This window comes from Pseudovibrio flavus (genome assembly GCF_009711345.1).
Classification (GTDB): domain Bacteria; phylum Pseudomonadota; class Alphaproteobacteria; order Rhizobiales; family Stappiaceae; genus Pseudovibrio; species Pseudovibrio flavus.
Genome location: NZ_SMMA01000059.1, coordinates 120,731 through 140,572, shown reverse-complemented (window position 1 = coordinate 140,572; position 19,842 = coordinate 120,731). Strand labels below are relative to the sequence as shown.

General features: G+C 54.8%; 19 protein-coding genes. All 19 read left to right on the top strand.

What is annotated here, in order from left to right; translation table 11 throughout:
• Positions 1-233 precede the first annotated feature (233 nt).
• The 19 genes from E1162_RS08165 (at position 234) to E1162_RS08075 (ending at position 19,828) form a co-directional block, all read left to right on the top strand.
• Positions 234-1,214 (top strand): sugar-binding transcriptional regulator, encoded by a 981-nt coding sequence (locus E1162_RS08165; RefSeq protein WP_371311856.1) that lies wholly within the window; start codon positions 234-236, stop codon positions 1,212-1,214.
• A 94-nt stretch (positions 1,215-1,308) separates the two neighbouring features.
• Positions 1,309-2,265: a BMP family lipoprotein gene (locus E1162_RS08160; protein ID WP_155129375.1), complete on the top strand. Its 957-nt coding sequence runs from the start codon at positions 1,309-1,311 to the stop codon at positions 2,263-2,265.
• A gap of 264 nt (positions 2,266-2,529) precedes the next feature.
• Positions 2,530-4,068, top strand: a complete 1,539-nt coding sequence (locus E1162_RS08155) for an ABC transporter ATP-binding protein (RefSeq protein WP_155129372.1) — start codon at positions 2,530-2,532, stop codon at positions 4,066-4,068.
• Between the two features lie 88 nt (positions 4,069-4,156).
• Positions 4,157-5,263, top strand: coding sequence for an ABC transporter permease (locus E1162_RS08150; protein WP_371311859.1), 1,107 nt, complete (start codon positions 4,157-4,159; stop codon positions 5,261-5,263).
• A 12-nt stretch (positions 5,264-5,275) separates the two neighbouring features.
• Positions 5,276-6,244: an ABC transporter permease gene (locus tag E1162_RS08145; RefSeq protein WP_155129207.1), complete on the top strand. Its 969-nt coding sequence runs from the start codon at positions 5,276-5,278 to the stop codon at positions 6,242-6,244.
• Between the two features lie 2 nt (positions 6,245-6,246).
• Positions 6,247-6,642, top strand: a complete 396-nt coding sequence (cdd, locus tag E1162_RS08140) for a cytidine deaminase (RefSeq protein WP_155129204.1) — start codon at positions 6,247-6,249, stop codon at positions 6,640-6,642.
• 8 nt (positions 6,643-6,650) lie between these two features.
• Positions 6,651-7,457, top strand: a complete 807-nt coding sequence (locus E1162_RS08135) for a purine-nucleoside phosphorylase (protein WP_155129201.1) — start codon at positions 6,651-6,653, stop codon at positions 7,455-7,457.
• Positions 7,458-7,467: 10 nt separating this feature from the next.
• A complete protein-coding gene (deoC, locus tag E1162_RS08130; RefSeq protein ID WP_155129198.1) occupies positions 7,468-8,247 on the top strand; it encodes a deoxyribose-phosphate aldolase in 780 nt (259 codons plus the stop codon).
• Positions 8,247-9,563 (top strand): thymidine phosphorylase, encoded by a 1,317-nt coding sequence (gene deoA, locus E1162_RS08125; RefSeq protein ID WP_155129195.1) that lies wholly within the window; start codon positions 8,247-8,249, stop codon positions 9,561-9,563. The genes deoC and deoA overlap by 1 nt, the downstream gene beginning before the upstream one ends.
• Before the next feature lie 144 nt (positions 9,564-9,707).
• Complete coding sequence (locus E1162_RS08120; RefSeq protein WP_155129192.1) at positions 9,708-10,931, top strand: phosphopentomutase; 1,224 nt, start codon at positions 9,708-9,710, stop codon at positions 10,929-10,931.
• A gap of 202 nt (positions 10,932-11,133) precedes the next feature.
• Positions 11,134-12,006, top strand: a complete 873-nt coding sequence (locus tag E1162_RS08115; protein ID WP_155129189.1) for a phytanoyl-CoA dioxygenase family protein — start codon at positions 11,134-11,136, stop codon at positions 12,004-12,006.
• A 3-nt stretch (positions 12,007-12,009) separates the two neighbouring features.
• Entirely contained in the window at positions 12,010-13,008 is a 999-nt protein-coding gene (locus tag E1162_RS08110) for an adenosine deaminase (protein ID WP_155129186.1), read from the top strand.
• A 115-nt stretch (positions 13,009-13,123) separates the two neighbouring features.
• The gene (locus E1162_RS08105) at positions 13,124-14,377 is read left to right on the top strand and encodes a GTP cyclohydrolase II (RefSeq protein WP_155129183.1); all 1,254 of its coding nucleotides are present in this window, start codon (positions 13,124-13,126) and stop codon (positions 14,375-14,377) included.
• Positions 14,367-15,608, top strand: coding sequence for a URC4/urg3 family protein (locus tag E1162_RS08100; RefSeq protein WP_155129180.1), 1,242 nt, complete (start codon positions 14,367-14,369; stop codon positions 15,606-15,608). The genes E1162_RS08105 and E1162_RS08100 overlap by 11 nt, the downstream gene beginning before the upstream one ends.
• 115 nt (positions 15,609-15,723) lie before the next feature.
• Positions 15,724-16,353, top strand: a complete 630-nt coding sequence (gene upp, locus E1162_RS08095; protein WP_155129177.1) for a uracil phosphoribosyltransferase — start codon at positions 15,724-15,726, stop codon at positions 16,351-16,353.
• 132 nt (positions 16,354-16,485) lie between these two features.
• Positions 16,486-17,154: a phosphoribosylanthranilate isomerase gene (locus tag E1162_RS08090; RefSeq protein ID WP_155129174.1), complete on the top strand. Its 669-nt coding sequence runs from the start codon at positions 16,486-16,488 to the stop codon at positions 17,152-17,154.
• A 130-nt stretch (positions 17,155-17,284) separates the two neighbouring features.
• Positions 17,285-18,202 (top strand): ribokinase, encoded by a 918-nt coding sequence (locus E1162_RS08085; RefSeq protein WP_155129171.1) that lies wholly within the window; start codon positions 17,285-17,287, stop codon positions 18,200-18,202.
• Positions 18,203-18,258: 56 nt separating this feature from the next.
• Positions 18,259-18,762: a retropepsin-like aspartic protease family protein gene (locus E1162_RS08080; protein WP_155129168.1), complete on the top strand. Its 504-nt coding sequence runs from the start codon at positions 18,259-18,261 to the stop codon at positions 18,760-18,762.
• A 130-nt stretch (positions 18,763-18,892) separates the two neighbouring features.
• Positions 18,893-19,828 carry an aldose epimerase family protein gene (locus E1162_RS08075; protein WP_155129165.1) on the top strand — a complete coding sequence of 312 codons (936 nt, stop codon included), beginning with the start codon at positions 18,893-18,895 and terminating at the stop codon, positions 19,826-19,828.
• Positions 19,829-19,842 lie beyond the last annotated feature (14 nt).

Genomic DNA, 19,842 nt, shown 5'->3' with positions numbered 1-19,842 from the left:
CCTTGCTTTGTCGGTGAAACAATCAAGGGTGGAGCAGCTAAGTCGGTGCTCTCTCCGCCGCTTTATAGGTGTTGACAGTTAGCCTTCAAAACGGCGTAACAGGTAATTTGCCTTATAAGTGACTTGACCTAGGTTCCCAGTTTATGAAACTGTCATCAGTGAAAGATTCTGCATCAGTTGAAGATTTATTCAAATTCAACCGATGTTCATGGTGATTGAAACGGGGACAGAGAGTGAGCGAGCAGGACTGGACGACTTCGCTAGCTGTGCGAGCAGCATGGATGTCTTTCATCGGACGCTCCACGCAAGGAGAGATTGCAGCTCGTCTTGGCGTGTCGCCTGCTAAGGTACACCGTTTGATCGCCTCGGCCCAGAAGCAGGGCCTAATAAAATTCTATGTAGATGCACGCCCCAACGAATGTCTGGAGTTAGAAAGTCACCTGGCACAAGAACTAGGGATTTCTAACTGCTTTATTGCGCCAGATGTTTCGGCCAGCAGCGAACAGTCGCCTTTTGCGTCTGTCGCCTCTTTCGCAGGACAATACCTCCATTCCCTTCTTAGCGGTGGTTCCGTGGACCGCATCGGCGTCGGCATGGGCCGCACTTTGAAGGCGATGGTGGAGGCTATGCCTCGCCTGCAGCGCTCTGATCTGGAAATTATCTCAATTTCCGGCTCACTAACCCGCCGATTGTCTGCCAACCCTTACGACGTTGTTCAGCAGCTTCAAAGCACCGTGGGCGGGGAGGCTTATTACCTGCCAGTGCCTTACCTTGCCGAAAGCACAGAGGAGCGGGACACGTTCCTAGCGCAAAGGGCAGTTCAGGATCTGCTCTCCAAAGCCCGCTCGGCTGATTTGTTTGTCGTGGGTATAGGCTCGGTTGAGGAGGAAGGGCACCTTATCCAGCGCCGCTTGGTTTCTCGCGATGAGAGTAAGGAACTGGCAAAAAGCACAGCCTGCTCTGATATTTGCGGACGCTTCGTCGATATCAACGGCAAGGAATCCTCGGTCAGCCTGAACCAAAAGGCCGTCGGTCTTCACTACAAGGATATCCAGCAGGCGCGAGTAATCGCAGTTGCGGGCGGGGAAGGTAAAGCAACTGCCACCTTGGCTGCAACGCGCACTGGCGCCATTACAGATCTCATTATTGACGAGGGAATTGCAAAGGAACTTGCATCACTACTGCAACAGAGCCGCCAGCCGGAGCTTTGTTGATTGCTAATAATATCCCGTCCCGGAAAACCGGGCTAGAAGAAGGAAAAGCACAGTGCCATCCCGCAAACTAATCGGCTCAACCCTCCTCGGTCTCATGATGTGTACCGCAGCTGTGGCTGATACCATCAAGCCGGGCATTGTCTATGACTTTGGCGGTCGCAATGACCGTTCATTCAACCAAGCAGCCTACAACGGTGCAAAGACCTTTCAAGAGCGCACCGGCATTGCCTTCCGTGATTTTGAAATCCAAAGCGCCTCTCAAAGCGAACAGGCGATGCGCAACTTCGCCCGTCGCGGCCTGAACCCGATTATCGCAATTGGTTTCTCGCAGGCTGGTGCTCTTGAGCGTGTGGCTAAAGAGTTTCCAGATACTGATTTCGCGATTATCGATGCAGAGGTCAATCTGCCGAACGTTCGCTCAGTGCTGTTTCAGGAAGAGCAGGGCTCCTATCTCACCGGTATGCTGGCTGCTATGGCCTCCAAAACCGGAAAAGTTGGCTTTATTGGCGGCATGGATATACCGCTCATCCGCAAATTCGCCTGCGGTTATGAGCAGGGCGTAAAGGCCGTTGATCCAAAAGCCGAGATCTTCATCAATATGACCGGTACTACGGGTTCTGCATGGACTGACCCTGTGAAGGGCGGTGAAATTGCAGAATCCCAGTTCGCAAGAGGGGCTGATGTTGTGTTCCACGCAGCAGGTGCCACCGGTATTGGCGTGCTGCAGGCAGCAGCCGATAAAGGCAAGCTGGGCATCGGTGTAGATTCTAACCAGAACTATCTCCACCCGGGATCCGTGCTCACCTCCATGGTGAAAGCGGTGGATGTTGCGGTGGATAGTGCATTGGAAGATGCCAAGAACGACCAATGGACAAATGGCGTCCAGATTTTGGGTTTGAACGAAAACGGCGTCGCCTATGCTCTTGATGAATATAACGAAAAGCTCATCACACCGGAAATGAAGGAGAAGGTTGAAAAGGCCAAGGCCGAGATCATCTCCGGTAAAATCAAGGTGCATGATTACATGAAGGATGGAACCTGCACCTACTAAATAAGCAAAAACGCGGTGCTCGCTCTTGCATTACGGCGGGCATTTGCGTTTACACTAAAAATCAGAATTGGCAGCAAATGCCGACGCTTTAACGGGAGGGGCCAAAGGACGGATTGGCCTGAAGCCCGCACAGACATTGTGCACCTTGGGAGATGGAAAGCGTTACCACGCTGGTGAGGAGCGGGCAGTGGTAGCGGCTTAATGCATTCGGGTGTCGGTTGGGGTGAGTGCTCTGACCTGACAGATCAAAAGGGCCAATTGGCTATGACGGAACAAAGCGTGCCTGCCATTGAATTGAGCGGCATCAACAAAAGTTTTGGACCTGTCCACGCAAACAAGGACATCAATTTGCGTGTTGGCAAGGGGTCTATTCACGGCATTGTCGGTGAAAACGGGGCTGGCAAGTCTACCCTGATGTCCATCCTCTACGGCTTCTATCATGCTGACAGCGGTGAAATTCACGTTGATGGTAAGTCGGTCCATATTACAGATTCCAAGCGGGCCATCGAACTCGGCATCGGTATGGTGCACCAGCACTTCATGCTGGTTGATCCGTTCACCGTGGTAGAGAACGTAATGCTGGGCGCAGAAGGCGGCGCGATGCTCAACAAAGGCATCGACCAAGCCCGCACCGAGCTAAAACGCCTTGCTGACGAATACGATATGAAGGTTGATCCGGACGCTGTAGTGGGCGAGCTGTCCGTTGGTCTCCAGCAGCGCGTGGAAATTCTCAAAGCGCTCTATCGTGGTGCCGATATTCTCATTCTGGACGAACCTACTGGTGTTTTGACACCGGCTGAAGCGGATCACCTTTTCCGCATCCTTCGCGTGCTGCGCGATCAGGGTAAAACGGTTCTGCTGATCACCCATAAGCTGCGTGAGATTATGGACGTGACCGACGCGGTATCCGTCATGCGCCGTGGTGAGATGGTCTCCTCTCTCAAGACAGCTGATACGTCCATGGCAGAACTTGCCGAGCTTATGGTTGGCCGCAGCGTTCTGCTGGAAGTAGACAAAAAGCCTGCGGAACCGGGCGAAGTGCTACTGCGAGTGGAAAATCTCAACGTCAAAGACGAGCGCGGCGTGATGCGCGTGAAAGACGTTAATTTTGAAGTGCGCGCTGGTGAAATTCTCGGCATTGCGGGCGTTTCCGGCAATGGTCAGTCGGAGTTGCTGGAGGCAATTTCCGGTATTCGCCGTGCCCAGACAGGCACCATGGACCTTGCTGGTGATCATGTTGACCTCAGCCATTCACACAATGCCGGCCAGATGCGCCAGATGGGCATGAGCCATGTGCCGGAAGACCGTCACCGCATGGGCCTTGTCACCAGCTTTGCAGAATATGAGAACTCTATTTTGGGTTATCACCGCGAGCCGGAGTACTCAAAAGGCTGGTTTCTTGACCTGAAAGCGATCCGCTCTGAAGCCGAACATCGCATCCAGAAATACGATATCCGTCCGCCGAACCCTGATCTGAAAGCCGCCAAGTTCTCCGGCGGTAACCAGCAGAAAATTGTTCTGGCGCGTGAAATCGAGCGTGACCCTGACGTACTGCTCGTCGGTCAGCCGACCCGCGGCGTTGATATCGGTGCTATCGAGTACATCCATAAGCGCATCATCGAAATGCGTGATGCTGGCAAGGCTGTGCTTCTGGTGTCCGTTGAGTTGGACGAAATCCGCTCCCTTTCCGACCGCATCATCGTGATGTTTGACGGTCAGGTTGTTGGCGAGCGCGGCGCAGATGCTTCCGAAGGTGAACTGGGTCTCTTGATGGCCGGTGTTAACGAGGAGCATGCGGCGTGATCTTGAAGCTGTTTTCTAAAAAAGAATATTGGGCAGCGCCGTACGGGTGCCTGCAAGCCAAGGGACGCAAAGCGTCATCAGGGGAGCTATTGGGATGACAAAGGGGCAACTTCCTAAGTGGGTCGATTACGGACTGCTACCGGCCCTTAATCTGATAGCTGCATTTGCCGTCTCGGGCCTTGTTGTTGTTCTCATTGGTGAGGACCCGTTCGAGGCAGTAAAGTGGATGCTGTTTGGCTCGTGGGGCTATGGTGAGGGCGTTGGTTTTACCTTGTTCTACACCACAAACTTCATCTTCACCGGTTTGGCTGTTGCGGTCGCATTCCATGCGGGTCTGTTTAACATCGGTGGTGAAGGTCAGGCTTACATCGGCGGTCTTGGTATCGCTGTGGCCTGTCTTGCTTTTGATGCCTATGTTCCGTGGTACATAACCGGCCTGTTCGCCATCGTTGGCGGCGCGACCTTTGGCGCGGCATGGGCTCTTATTCCTGCATATCTGCAAGCTAAGCGCGGTTCGCATATCGTTATCACAACGATTATGTTCAACTTCATCGCAACCACGCTGATGGTGTACCTGCTCTCTAACGTTCTGCGTCCGCAAGGCTCCATGCAGCCATCCACCAGAACGTTCACAGAGGGCGGTCAGCTTCCGCTGCTCCGTAACATCTGGCCGTCGCTGGACCTTGGGCAGTCACCGGTCAACCTGTCGTTCTTCCTTGCGCTTATCGTTTGTGTGCTCGTTTGGTACCTCATCTGGCGCTCTAAACTGGGCTACGAGATCCGCGCTTTTGGCGCCAACCCAACCGCTTCCGTTTATGCTGGCATCTCGCCTGTTCGCATCACCGTCATCACCATGCTCATCTCTGGCGGCCTTGCAGGTCTCATGGGTATGAACGAGGTCATGGGCTCCCAGAACCGTCTGTTGCTCGACTTTACCGCCGGCTACGGCTTCGTGGGTATCGCGGTGGCTCTCATGGGCCGCGGGCATCCGATAGGCATCATTCTGGCGTCCATTTTGTTTGGCTCGCTCTATCAGGGCGGTGCAGAACTTGCCTTTGAAATTCCGGCAATTACCCGCGACATGATCGTGGTTATTCAGGCCCTTGTGATCCTCTTCGCAGGCGCTCTGGAAAACCTCTTCCGTCCGGCAGTTGTTGCCTTCTTCAACCGTTTCTCAGACGAAGCTGCGGCATAAGGGGGCACGACAATGTTTGAAGATATCATCCTCATTCTCGATAGTACGCTCCGTCTATCAACGCCGCTGCTGTTTGCATGTTTGGCCGGCCTTTTCTCCGAGCGTTCCGGTATCGTAGATATCGGTCTGGAAGGGAAGATGCTGGGTGCAGCCTTCGCTGCAGGTGCCGCCGCTTACATGACAGGCAGTCCATGGATGGGCTTGCTGGCCGGTATTATCGTTTCCGTTATGCTGGCGATTATTCACGGTTATGCATCTATCACCCAGCGCGGCAATCAGGTGGTTGCAGGTGTGGCGATCAACTTCCTTGCAGCGGGCCTTACGGTTCTGTTGGGGCAGGCGTGGTTCAACCAAGGTGGACGAACACCGCAGCTTGCAATCTCGGCCCGTTTTGACGACATAACTCTGCCATTTGCGGAAGCCTTGCAGGATGTTCCGTTTGTTGGGCCGATTTATCACGACCTCATTTCCGGCCATAACCTGCTGGTGTACCTGTCATTCGTTATGGTGCCGCTGACGTGGTGGATTGTGTTCCGCACCCGCTTTGGCCTGCGCCTGCGTGCAGTGGGTGAAAGCCCTGCTGCGGTCGATACGGCGGGTATCTCCGTTACTTGGCTGCGTTACCGTGCGGTTATTCTGTGCGGTGTTCTTTGCGGCTTTGCCGGTACCTATCTTGCGATTGCCCAATCAGCCGGTTTCATTAAGGACATGAGTGCAGGTAAAGGCTTTATCGCCCTTGCAGCGCTTATCTTCGCCAAATGGCGCCCGGTAAGCGCTATGTTTACCTGCCTGCTCTTCGGTTTCCTTGATGCTCTGGCTATCCGCATGCAGGGACAGGAAATTCCGGGCATCGGAGAAGTACCAGTACAGGTTTTCCAAGCTCTGCCTTATGTTTTGACGGTTGTTTTGCTTGCAGGGTTCATCGGTCGCGCAATTCCGCCAAAAGCCTCCGGTATTCCTTACGTTAAGGAGCGCACATAAGCATGAGCATGTTCGACAAATTGTTCGATGAGGCAAAGGCGGCGTTTGACGTCGCCTATGCCCCGTACTCCAACTTCAACGTCGGCGCGGCCATTCTTACCAAAGACGGCGCTATCGTCTCTGGCTGCAACGTGGAAAATGCGGCCTATCCGGAAGGCACCTGCGCCGAGGCTGGGGCAATCGCAGCCATGATCCGTCAAGGCCACAAGCGCATTGCTGAAGTTGTTGTCATTGGTGATGCCGCGCTATGTTCGCCATGTGGCGGCTGCCGACAGAAAATTAAAGAATTCGCAGATGAGGACGTCAAGGTGCACATCGCAAACCTCGACGGTCTGGTCACCACACTGACGGTTGGCGAACTGCTGCCAGCCGGTTTTGAGCTTCACGGAAAAAAGTGAGGGATATAATGAGCGGTTATGGAAAAGAGTGCGCTGATATTGTTCGCGCTGCCCGTCCGGGTTCTTACAAGGTTGGCCTCATTCTGGGTTCTGGCCTTGGGTCACTGGCAGATGAAATTGAAGACGCGGTACGCGTTCCATATAGCCGCTTGACCGAGTTTCCGGTGTCCACCGTTTCGGCCCACGCCAGCGAGCTGGTTGCCGGAACGTTGGAAGGCGTGCCGGTCGTTATCCTGTCTGGCCGTGCGCATTACTATGAAAGCGGCAACCCGTCCATCATGCGCACGCCTTTGGAAACCCTCAAAGAGCTGGGCTGCGAAACGGTTATTCTGACCAACGCTGCCGGTTCCTTGCGTGAGCAGATCGCACCGGGCTTCCCGATGCTGATTAATGACCACATCAACTGGTCCGGCCTTAACCCGCTGATCGGTGAAGAAGACGAAAAGCGCTTCCTTGATGTATCCGCTGCTTACGATCCAGAAATCCGTAAAGCGCTGAGCGCCGCTGCAAAGACAGTTGGCGAGGAAATGCATGAGGGTGTTTACATGTGGTTCTCCGGCCCGTCTTTCGAGACACCGGCTGAAATCCGCATGGCGCAGACCCTCGGTGCTGACGCTGTAGGCATGTCCACCGTGCCGGAGGTTATTCTGGCTCGCTTCCTTGAAATGCGCGTTGCTGCCATCTCCACCATCACCAACATGGGTGCTGGCCTTCAGGCAACCAACCTGTCGCATGACGAGACCAAACAGATGGCACCGCTTGGCGCTGCCAAGATCAAAAAGATACTGCGCCAGTTCCTTAAAGACATGGCGTGAGGACGATCAGATGAGCGATAAAAACCTGAAAGAAGTGGCACTGCGCACACTGGGCCTGATTGACCTGACCAACCTCAATGACGACTGCACGCCGCAGGACATTGAAGACCTTTGCAAGCGCGCTGTGACGCCATACGGCCACACAGCGGCAATCTGCGTATTCCCGCAGTTCGTCAAGCAGGGCGTTGAGCTGCTCAAAGGCACCGGCGTTCGCGTTGCGACTGTGGTGAACTTCCCGCACGGCGGCGAAGACATTGAAGCAACCGTTGCTGAGACCAAACAGGCGATTGCCGACGGTGCGGACGATATCGACCTTGTGATGCCTTACAAGGCGTTCATGGATGGTCGTCGTGGTTACGCTGAAACCATGATCCGCCGCGTGCGTGAGGCCATCCCAGAGCCTGCGATCTTGAAAGTCATTCTGGAAACGGGCGAGATCAAAGACGCGCGCATCATCCATATGGCCTCGGAAACTGCAATTGCGCAGGGCGCTGATTTTATCAAAACCTCTACCGGTAAGGTGGAAGAAAACGCCACGCTGGCATCTGCTGAAATCATGCTCAACGTGATCCGCGAGGTGAGCTTGGAAAACCATCGCCCAGTTGGTTTCAAGCCAGCTGGCGGCATTCGCTCTGTGGCAGAAGCCAAGCAGTACCTTGACCTTGCAGACGAGCTTCTGGGTCACAACTGGGTATCCGCTGCGACCTTCCGCTTCGGCGCAAGTGGTCTGCTGGGCGATGTACTGGCAGCCCTTGAAGGTACCACCAATGTGAACACGGAGGCGTACTAATGCTTCCTCAGGAAATTGTTCGCAAAAAACGTGATGGCGGTACGTTGAACGCTGAAGAAATTCAGCTCTTCGTCAAAGGCATCACCGACAACAGCGTCACAGAAGGGCAGGTCGCTGCCCTTGCTATGGCTATCTTCTTTCGCGGTCTAAGCATCGACGAGCGTATATCTCTTACCCTTGCCATGCGTGACAGCGGTGATGTGCTGGATTGGTCCAGCATTGACGCGCCTGTCGTTGATAAGCACTCCACCGGCGGTGTGGGCGATAACGTTTCGCTTATGCTTGCTCCAGCTCTTGCAGTTTGCGGGGCGGCAGTGCCGATGATCTCCGGCCGCGGTCTTGGTCATACCGGCGGTACGCTGGATAAGCTGGAAAGCATTCCCGGCTATGTCGCCAAGCCGGACAACTCGTTGTTCCGCCGCGTGGTGAAGGAGGTTGGCTGCGCCATCATTGGCCAGACCGCAAACCTTGCCCCTGCCGACAAACGCTTCTACGGCATTCGTGACGTAACCGCGACGGTGGAAAGCATCGACCTGATAACCGCGTCCATCCTTTCCAAGAAGCTTGCAGCTGGTCTGCAGAGCCTTGTGCTGGATGTGAAGTGGGGCTCCGGCGCGTTTATGAGCACCTATGATGAAGCTAAGGCGCTGGCAGAAAGCCTAGTGCTTGTCGCTAACGGTGCAGGCACCAAAACCACCGCACTGCTTACCGATATGAACGAGCCTCTGGCATCAGCTGCCGGTAACGCTGTGGAAGTGCTCAACGCCGTGAACTTCCTCAAGCTCAGCCATGTCGACAATCGCCTTTGGGATGTGACTGTGGCGCAGGGCGGCGAGCTGCTGCACACCTGCGGTCTCTACCCATCTGCTGAAGCTGGTTGTGAAGCGATGGAAAAGGCATTCCACTCTGGCGCAGCTGCCGAGACTTTCGGCAAGATGGTAGCTGAACTGGGTGGTCCGGTTGACTTCATGGAAAAGGCTGAGGTTTATCTGCCATCTGCACCAATGGAAGTGCCGGTTTATGCAGAAGAAACCGGCTTCGTTACGCAAATTGACAACCGCGCTGTCGGCCTTGCCGTGGTAGAGCTGGGCGGTGGCCGCGTGAAGCCGGAAGACGATGTTGACCCGGCCGTTGGCCTTGTGCATTTGGCAGGCGTTGGCTCTCCGGTAAACAGCGACAACCCGATTGCGATTGTTCATGCCCGTAACGAAGATCAGGTAAAACGGGCGCAGGCCGTGCTTTTGAAAGCCTATAAGGTTGGCGGCGCGGCAGATGTGCAGGAAACAACACTGGTCGGTGAACGCATCGCGCCATAAGATTTGTGAGGAGCCAGACACCACCTTTGATCTGGCTCCCGCACCAAAAAGAAAAAACAGAAGCCGTGAAAAGGGCGGGCTGCCTGAATTGGTGACCCGCTAAGGTTCAAAAAAAGAACCGGCGAAGACCCAAGGAATTTGAAAATGCCTCGTGCAATATTGTGTGTACTCGACAGCTTTGGCATTGGCGGCGCTGATGATGCGGCCGACTATGGTGATGCAGGTGCCGATACCCTCGGCCACATTGCAGATGCCTGTGCAGCAGGAACTGCTGATAAGGACGGCCTGCGCTCTGGTCCACTGTCGTTGCCGAATATGGATGCACTGGGCCTCGGCGCTGCCGCAACCATGTCTACCGGCAAGAAGGTCGTAGGGCTTGACTTTGCAGGCACTCCAAAGGGTATCTACGGCTACGCTAAAGAAACCTCCAAGGGCAAGGACACGCCGTCCGGCCACTGGGAAATTGCAGGCGTACCGGTTCTGTTTGACTGGGGCTACTTCCCTAAAGAAGACCCGACTTTCCCGCCAGAGCTGATTGAAGAGATCATTAAGGTTGGTAACTTGCCGGGCGCGCTGTGCCTTGCGCACGGTTCTGGCACCGATGTTATCGATGCGCACGGGCAGGAGCACGTCGAAAGCGGCAAGCCGATCTTCTACACCTCAGTGGACAGTGTGTTCCAGATCGCAGCGCATGAAGAGACCTTTGGCCTTGAACGCCTTTTGAAGCTCTGCGAGGAAGTGCGCACGCTGGTTGACCCGTACAACATTGGCCGCGTGATTGCCCGCCCGTTTGTTGGCAACAAGGAAGAGGGCTTCACCCGCACTTCCAACCGCCGCGACTATTCTGTTCTGCCGCCAGCACCAACTGTTCTGGACCGTTTGGCTGATGCAGGTCGTCAGGTTATCGGTGTTGGCAAGATTTCTGACATCTACGCCCATCAAGGCGTTACCAAGGTAATGAAGGGCGCAGGCAACGACGACCTGTTCGACAAGACCTTGGACGCAATGGACTTGGCAAAAGACGGCGACCTCGTGTTTTCCAACTTCGTAGATTTCGACATGCTTTACGGTCACCGCCGTGACGTTGCTGGTTATGCAGCAGCGCTGGAGCATTTTGACCGCCGCCTGCCGGAAATCATCGAGAAGATGAACGATGGCGACCTGCTTATTCTAACCGCTGACCACGGCTGCGACCCAACATGGCCGGGCACTGACCACACCCGTGAAAACGTGCCGGTTATCGCGTTTGTTAAGGGTCAGGAAGGCGGCACCTTGGGAGCGCGTGAAACGTTCGCAGATATTGGCGAAACTGTCGCCGCGCATCTTGGCGTCCAGCAGGGCGAGGTTGGAACGAGCTTTCTTAAGTAACTAAAACTAACGGGCCCCTTGCGGGCCCGTTGTCATATTAGCCCTTTGGCCGATGACGTAAGGCCAAGGGGAGGGGCTTTTGTAATTTTTTGTTGAGCCAACACTTGGTGATTTTGACTTCATAAGTACCTTCACTAATGTTGTTGTAAGAGTAGATTTTGATGGTCTGATCTCATGGGGAGATCAGGGAGGGGAGCGAACGATGAAAGCACGCAGCTTCAAGGCAACAAGTGACGGATCTTTGACGCCTGAAATGCTTGAAGCATACAAGGAGGATGGTTTCCTTGTGCTTGAAGATTATGTAACCGCGCAGGAGTGTGACGGGCTTCAAAACCGGATGCGTGATCTGATCGACGCGTTTGACCCTGCCTCTGTGTCTTCGGTTTTTGAAACTGGTGCTCAAACCCACGCCCGTGATGCATACTTCCGTGAAAGCGGCGATAAAATCCGCTTCTTCTTTGAAGCAGAAGCGTTTGGCGAAGGTGGAAAGCTGACCAAAGACAAGCAGGTAGCACTTAACAAGGTGGGTCACGGCCTACACGATCTTGATCCGGTTTTCCGCCAGTTCTCCCGCAATAGCAAAATGGAACGTACCGCCAAGGATTTGGGGCTGGTAGAGCCGCTGCTGGCTCAGTCCATGTATATCTTGAAGCCGCCTCATATCGGCGGTGAGGTGAACTGCCATCAAGACAGCACGTTCCTGCACACGCAGCCACTAAGCTGCACGGGCTTCTGGTTCGCGCTGGAAGATGCTGATGCCACCAACGGCGGCCTTTACGGTGAGCCGGGCGGCCACAAGGAGCCACTGCGCCAGCGCTTCCACTACGATGGCGACAAGCTGGTGATGGAAACGCTGGACGAAACCCCAATGGGCGGAGATGAAAAGCATGCGCCGCTGGTAGCGCCTAAGGGTACACTGGTCATCTTGCACGGTCAGGTGCCGCATAAGTCCGCGCCAAACCGCTCTGACCGTTCCCGTCATGCTTATGCCGTGCATATGGTGGATGGTAAGGCCAAGTGGTCAAAGGATAACTGGCTGGTTCGCAGTGAAGACAACCCGATGCAAGGCTTTTAATTTATGATTACCAAACCAACTGTAGTACCGCGCGCCGAGCTTCACTGTCATATCGAAGGCGCAGCACCTCCAACCTTGGTTCGCAAAATGGCGCAGCGCTATAACGTGGATCTAGGCGATCTGTTCAACAGCGCTGGTGAATACGCGTGGCACGACTTTACCACCTTCTTGAAGGCCTACGATGTAGCGGCAGCGCTTTTCCGCAAGCAGGAAGACTATGCCGAGTTGGCGGAAACCTACTTCCGCATGCTGGCCGCAGAAGGCGCAATTTATGGTGAGGTCTTTATCTCTAGCGACCATGCTGCCAACGCTGGTCTGAGTTACCGCGCCTACGTGGAAGGCATTGCCGAGGGTATTAAGCGGGCCAACGAGGCAACAGGCATTGAAGGACGTATGATCGCAACAGGCGTGCGCCACTATGGTGCCAAGTCCGTTGAAAATGCTGCCCTTACCGCAGTGAACGAGCCGCACCCGATGGTTACCGGCTTCGGCATTGCAGGTGATGAACGCGAGGGGCACCCGTCCAACTACGCCAAAGCCTTCAAAATGGCGAAAGAGGCTGGCCTTGGCCTAACGGCTCATGCTGGTGAGTTTGGCGGACCGGAAAGCGTTATCGGCGCTCTCGACTATTTCGGCGTGAGCCGCATCGGCCACGGCGTGCGTGCTGTTGAAGACCCTGAACTGGTGAAACGCCTCGTTGATGAAGGCATCGTGCTGGAAGTCTGTCCGGGCTCTAACGTCAGCCTCGGCGTTTACACAAACCTGCGCTTCCATCCGGTCAATATTCTTCGTCAGGCAGGCGTGAAAATCACACTGAACTCTGATGATCCGCCGTTCTTCAAGTCCACGCTTGGCCATGAATACGCAGAGACTTCAAGGGTTTTCGGCTGGGATCGTGCGATCCAGAAGGAAATTACCAAGACAGCGATTGATGCTGCTTTCTGTGATGAAGCGACGAAGAAGAAGCTTTACGAAAAGCTGGAAGCTGGAACCGCTGATTAACCGCAAGTCTGGCACAGTCTAACAAGAGCCTTTCCATCACCTGTCAAAAAGGGCACACTACCTTCCCTCAGGGTAATGCCTAAGTGTATGGAGGGTCTGTTAGACTGCCAATGCCATGACAGCCAAGGCACCGCACATTCGGCTTACAAGCCATCCTGATGCCAATGATACTGCTGCTTTCCCCATTCACTGGGGGGAGCGCACCGCCAAGAAGCGCGGACCTATCGTGGCAACAGTGACCAATCCGGCAAACCGCAACACCATCGGTGTGCACGGCGGGTCTTACTCGCTCTATCGCGCTCTTGCGGTTTCTTCCGGTTCACTTGATCCCATGCAAACGCCTGACCTGCAAAATACCAGCCCAACGGTGAAGGTTGGTCCACATAAGTCATGGTTTGCCAAAAACAAAATCGTTTCCCTCGACCCGTTCGGTCACCGCGTGGCGGCGGATTTCAAGGATCTCATCGCCCAAGGCGTCGATGTACGGCCTACAATTGCCATTACCAAAGCCAATCTCGATATGCCGGAGATTAAGAGCGCTGTTGAGGCGGGCCGCCTGAAAAAAGACGGCAAGATCGTCAAGGACAATGGCGAGGCTGTTGTGACCAAAGTGGCGGTTGATCCGGTGTGGTATCTGCCCGGTCTTGCCGCCCGCTTTGAAACTGACGAGATGGCCCTGCGGCGCGTTCTGTTCGAACAAACCGGCGGTATGTATCCTGAACTGGTCACGCGGCCCGATATCTCTGTGTTCCTACCGCCCATTGGCGGGGCAACGCTCTATATCTTTGGTGAAGTTGAAGACCTTGCAAGCGGCAAAAAGGAAATCACCTGCCGTGTGCATGATGAGTGCAACGGATCAGACGTCTTCGGTTCCGATATCTGCACCTGCCGCCCTTATCTGCTCCACGGCATTGAAGAGTGCATTGCAGCAGCACAAAACGGCGGTGTTGGGCTTATCGTCTATAACCGCAAGGAAGGCCGTGCACTGGGCGAGGTCACCAAGTTTCTCGTCTACAACGCGCGTAAACGACAGGAAGGCGGCGACAGCGCAGCCACCTATTTTGAGCGGACAGAGTGTGTTGCAGGTGTGCAAGACGCACGTTTTCAGGAGCTGATGCCAGATATTTTGCACTGGCTCGGGATAACCCGCTTGAATCGGTTCATTTCCATGTCAGATATGAAGTACGATGCAATTGTAAACTCCGGTATCGAAATTCTTGAGCGGGTGCCTCTTCCTGAAGAGCTTATTCCGCTGGATGCAAGAGTTGAAATGGAGGCCAAGAAGGCCGCCGGATATTACACTCAGTCGCCAGTGCTTGAAGAGCACGATCTGGAGAAGATTGTCGGTCGATCAAACGATGACTATTGAAAACGAAGCCTCAGAAGCGCTTTCGCTTCTTACCGCCAAAGCTGTGCGCGAGCGTGCCCACCAGCTTTTGGACCTCGGCCTGCAAGGTCAGCTCGACCATTTCGAGGTGGATCTATCCCGCCTTTCTGAAGCAGCTCGCAGAACGCTGGCCTGTATGCGGACCAATTATCCGGATATGCAGATCCCGCTGCATTCGCGCTGGCGTCACTTCGAGATTGATGGCGTAGACCGATGGGCGATGCTGGCCGGTGCCCGCCGCTTTTCCGACGTGCGCGGCATGGGACGCGCTGCCTATGATCTGGCAATCACCTCAGTGGTTCTGGATGCAGGCGCGGGCAGCAAGTGGACCTATCATGAGGCGGTGACGGGTGAAACCTTCTCCCGCTCGGAAGGCTTGGCCGTTGCGTCTTTGTCTATGTTCGCCTCCGGCATGTTCTCCGGCAAGGCGCTGGACCCTCTGCGGGCCGATGCCGTAACGCTGTTCCGCATGGACCCTGATGAACTGGCAGATGGTTTTCAGGTGAGCGAAGACAATCCTCTCGTTGGCCTTGAAGGGCGCGCAAAACTGCTGCGCCGTCTGGGTGAAGCGGTTTCCTTGCGTCCTGATCTGTTTGGCGAAGAAGACGAGCCGCGTCCGGGTGGTCTCTTCGATATCCTCTATGATGAAGGGCAGGCTGGCCCTTTGACTGGCGAGCGTATTCTTGAGCTTGTGCTTGATGGTCTCGGCCCGATCTGGCGCGGTCCTGTAGAGATCGACGGCGTTAATCTGGGTGATGTTTGGCGTCATAAAAAGGTAACCGGCTCTGAAAAGACCAAGGGCCTGATGCCTTTCCATAAGCTCTCCCAGTGGATTGCCTATTCCCTTATCGAGCCTCTGGCGTGGGCAGGCATTGAGGTAACAGATCTTGATAGCCTGACTGGCCTTGCCGAATACCGAAATGGCGGTTTGTTTATCGATACAGGTGTTTTGAAGTTCAAAGACCCTGCTGCAGCGCTGCGAACCTACGAGGTCAGCAACGAGCTAGTCGTTGAATGGCGCGCCCTTACCGTTGCGCTGCTCGACAAACTGGCCGACTGGATCCGCACTGATCTTGGTGTAGGAGCAGACGTGTTGCCACTTGGCTGCGTGCTGGAAGGCGGAACTTGGTCTGCAGGTCGGCAGATTGCCGCCGAGAAACGGCAGGGCGGTACACCGCCAATTGAGATTATTAGCGACGGAACCGTATTTTAACGGCCAAGACGCTGGACAATACGCAATGCCTGAGGCAAAAGCGCTAGGATTTTTGCGAGGATGATAGGCCCCGAGTCAAACCAACGCTGGAAGGGGCCAGATAAAGAGGAAGACGATGTCTGGAGCCACTGTCATAGACCACCCGCTCGTGCAGCACAAACTGACCCGCATGCGGATGAAGGAGACGTCAACTCAGGAATTCCGCCGTTTGTTACGCGAAATCTCCCACCTTCTGTGCTATGAAGTGACCCGCGATCTCAAGACGACCACGACCACGATCGAAACACCGATCATGGAAATGGAAGCGCCGATCCTTGCTGGTAAAAAGCTTGTTTTTGCTTCTATTCTTCGTGCTGGCAACGGTCTTCTGGAAGGTATGCTGGAGCTGATCCCATCCGCTCGCGTAGCGCATATAGGTCTTTACCGCGATCCTAAGACCCTGACCGCCGTTGAATACTACTTCAAAGCGCCTTCCGAAATGGGCGAGCGTCTGGTGATTGTTGTTGACCCGATGCTGGCAACTGCGAACTCCGCAATTGCAGCAGTTGAGCGCCTTAAAGAGCGCGGCGCACGTAACATGCGTTTCGTATGTCTGCTGGCAGCACCTGAAGGTATTAAAGCGTTCAACGAAGCGCACCCTGATGTGCCTGTCTACACCGCTGCTATCGATCAGCAGCTGAACGACAAAGGCTACATCATTCCAGGTCTTGGCGACGCTGGCGACCGTATGTACGGCACCAAGTAAGCGCTGGAAACAAATTACGATCTCTAAAAGCAGGGCCGGAAACGACCCTGCTTTTTTCGTAGGTCCCTCTTTTTCTGGCAAAGAGTGCGCTGTACGCTGGCGCAAATCAGTCTGGAGGGAGTGCTGCCTGCCATGCCAATAAACGCTCACCGCACACGGGTAAAAATCTGCTGTATTTCCAATGCGCAGGAAGTCAGTCTGGCGCTGAAGTATGGCGCGGATGCTCTGGGTTTTGTCGGTCCTATGCCAAGTGGTCCGGGTGTCGTAGAGGACGATGACGCGATCCTCGCCATGACCAAACAGGTACCTCCGCCAACGGCGACCGTGCTGCTAACCTCCAACGAGACTGCTGGCGATATCGTCACTCATGTCCTTGCTTGCGGAGCCAACACCATACAGGTGGTCAATCATGTCTCTCCCAAGATCTACGAGGACCTTCGGCTGGATCTTCCCGCCGCTACTCGCATCCTTCAAGTGGTGCATGTGGAAGATGAGTACTCTGTCGAACTGGCGCAGGACTACGCCACCAAGGCAGACTCGCTGCTCCTCGATTCAGGACGCCCTTCTGCCAATGAACTAGGCGGGACTGGAAGAACCCACAATTGGGAACTAAGCCGCGCAATCGTTGAAAGCGTAACGGTTCCAGTCTTCCTTGCTGGTGGCCTGAATGCGCAAAACGTAGGTGATGCGATCCGCACCGTTCGCCCCTATGGCATTGATGTTTGCTCTGGCGTGCGTCGCGGGCTGGCGCTGGACGAGGCGATGCTATCGGAGTTCATGACCGCAATCGCCAGTAGGTAATCATCACTGCCGATCTGACAGCTTTGCAAATGGGCCTCAATGATAAGCGAAAAGACTAAGTTCACCGCTTGAGCTTCTTCTCCTTTGCGCTTACAAAAAAGAGCAAATCATTGAGGGGCATAGGAAAACTATGATTACCGTGTTCGGGTCGATCAACCTTGATCTTGTTGTCATTGTCAGCGAACTGCCAAAAGCAGGAGAAACGGTCATTGGGCCGGATCACCAGCACTTTGCAGGCGGTAAAGGCGCAAACCAAGCGCTGGCTGCCCGCCGTGCTGGGGCTGATGTTGCAATGGTCGGCGCGATTGGTTCGGACGCTTTTGGAACACTCGCAATTGAGAACTTGAAAGCAACCGGTGTTGACCTTTCTGCTCTTCACCAATTGGCAGGAACGACCGGCATCGCGATGATCGGCGTGGAAAGCTCCGGCGAAAACCAGATCATCGTTGCAAGCGGCGTAAACGCCCGCGTTGAGGCGAATTGGCTGGAGCCGCTCCTTGCAAAAGCTGGCGTGCTTGTCACACAGATGGAAGTGCCGGCAGATGCAACCCGCGCAGCAATGCAGCTTGCCAAAGAGCGCGGCGTGCAGATCATCTTTAACACCGCTCCTGCAAAGGGGGCGGAAACGGCGGAGCTTGCAGGCCTTGCTGACTTTGTAATCGCCAATGAAACCGAAGCGATGGATATCGCGGCGGCAAAGGGTCTGCCGACCGATCTCACAACTTTTGCTGAGGCAATGGGCAAACTGGGCCATACCACCGTTGTTACGCTGGGTGCAAAAGGGGCTATTGCCCACGATGGCAAGAATGCCTACGCTGTGTCAGCACCGCAAATCATTCCGGTTGATACAACAGGGGCAGGGGATGCATTTGTCGGGGCCTTTGCAGCAGCAATTGATGCAGGCAGAACTCTGGAAGATGCTTTGAAAGAAGCAAGTGCAGCGGGCGGGCTTGCCTGCACGAAAACCGGAGCGCAGTCCAGCGCGCCGGACGCCGGAGAAATCGCAGCGCTCGCTCTGCAAATCGAGGTAACCAAGTCGGCAGCCTAGCGGCGTCAGTAAGTGGGAACCAGTGCAAAGCACTGGTACAGGGGCACAGAAGTAGGATGGGGCGTTTTCTGTCAGTTCTGATCGTTGCTGTGGTGGCTGCGTTGGCGTTGCCGCCGCTGCTCCAGTCATACGTTGACAGTCAGGGCCAGAAAGAGCGCATCCAAACAGCCGGCACTGGCAAGAAAGCGGGAGAGATCTCAATTCCCCGCAACCGCATGGGCCAGTTTGAAGCCCGCGTCTACTTGAACAACACCAGCGTTAACGCGCTCATTGATACCGGAGCTTCCTTACTGGCTCTTCCAATGAGCGTTGCCCGCCAAATTGGCCACGAGCCATCTCCCGTCGCATTTCGCCATCGCATTAAAACCGCCAACGGCACGGTAAGAGCTGCTCTCATCCATATTGATGTTCTTGAGCTTGGACCGCTTGAAGTGCGCAATGTGGAGGCAGCTGTCCTGCCCGATGGGGCGCTTTCGGTTGTGCTGGTGGGAATGTCCGTGCTTGAACGCTTCGATGAGTTCACCATCAACGATGATGGACTATTGTTGTCGCTGCGTTAATTGGGGCTTTCGTGCAACGCAGAATATCTATTCTTTAGAAGGGCTTGCCCAACCTGCATATCGCAGGCACCATGATTCTACGTAGGACATCCGTCTGAGGGGGGACGTAAGATTCAGGGGAGCGTGCGCTATGACCATTCGTGAATTTGGAACCTTGCCAAGCGGAAAATCCGTTGAGGAAGTCACCCTTTCCGGTGGCCGGATGAAAGCAAAGGTGCTGACATACGGCGCTGTGCTGCGCTCACTTGAACTTGATGGAAAGCCGTTGATCCTCAGCTTCGACAAGCTTGAGGATTACCTTGCCAATGATGCCCACTGCGGTCTGCATTCTGGTGATTTTAGCCCTTCTATTATTGCGGAGGGCCTTTCTGACGCCTCATGGCAAAAGGACCTTCATCAACGCGTTTGGCAACTGGAGGAAGTCTCCGGCAATAGCGTGCTTCTTTCCTGTGTTTCTTATGCAGGTGAAAAGAGCACTGCCAATGCTGTAGAGGTTTCCTGCCGCTTTACACTCACCCATCGCGATACACTGCGTATCGAGATTGTTGGCAAGGCAGACAAGCCTTCGCGCTTTAGCCCTAGCTTCCATAGCTACTTCAATCTAGGCGGCGGCTCTCACGTCAATCATCACCGCATCATGATCCCTGCAGACGGTATTGTGTCGGGCAAGGCAGATAGCGCAACTAGCCAACATATCGAAGATGTGGCCGGAACACCTTACTGCCTGCGCGAAATGCGTGAGATCGGGGCAGAGCAAGCCTACGACCATGACTACTGCCTGCGAATGCAGCGTCTGTCGTTTCCAGGTCTTAGCGCCGTAGTGCAAGAGCCGGAAAGCGGTTTGAAGATGGAGGTCTGGTCAACAGAGCCGGGCGTGCATTTTCAAGATGTTCAGGGCCATGAGGCAAAGGGGCCAGCCCACCTGTCATCACCATTCGGCAACCGCAGCGGCATTTGTCTTGAGCCGCGTAGCTGGCAAAAACGGGCAGGAGCCCGAGAGTATTCTGAGGAGACAATGAGCCGGAACAAGCCATACAGGCAGGTTACCGAGTTCCGCTTTTGTTAGGAGCGGCAGCTCAA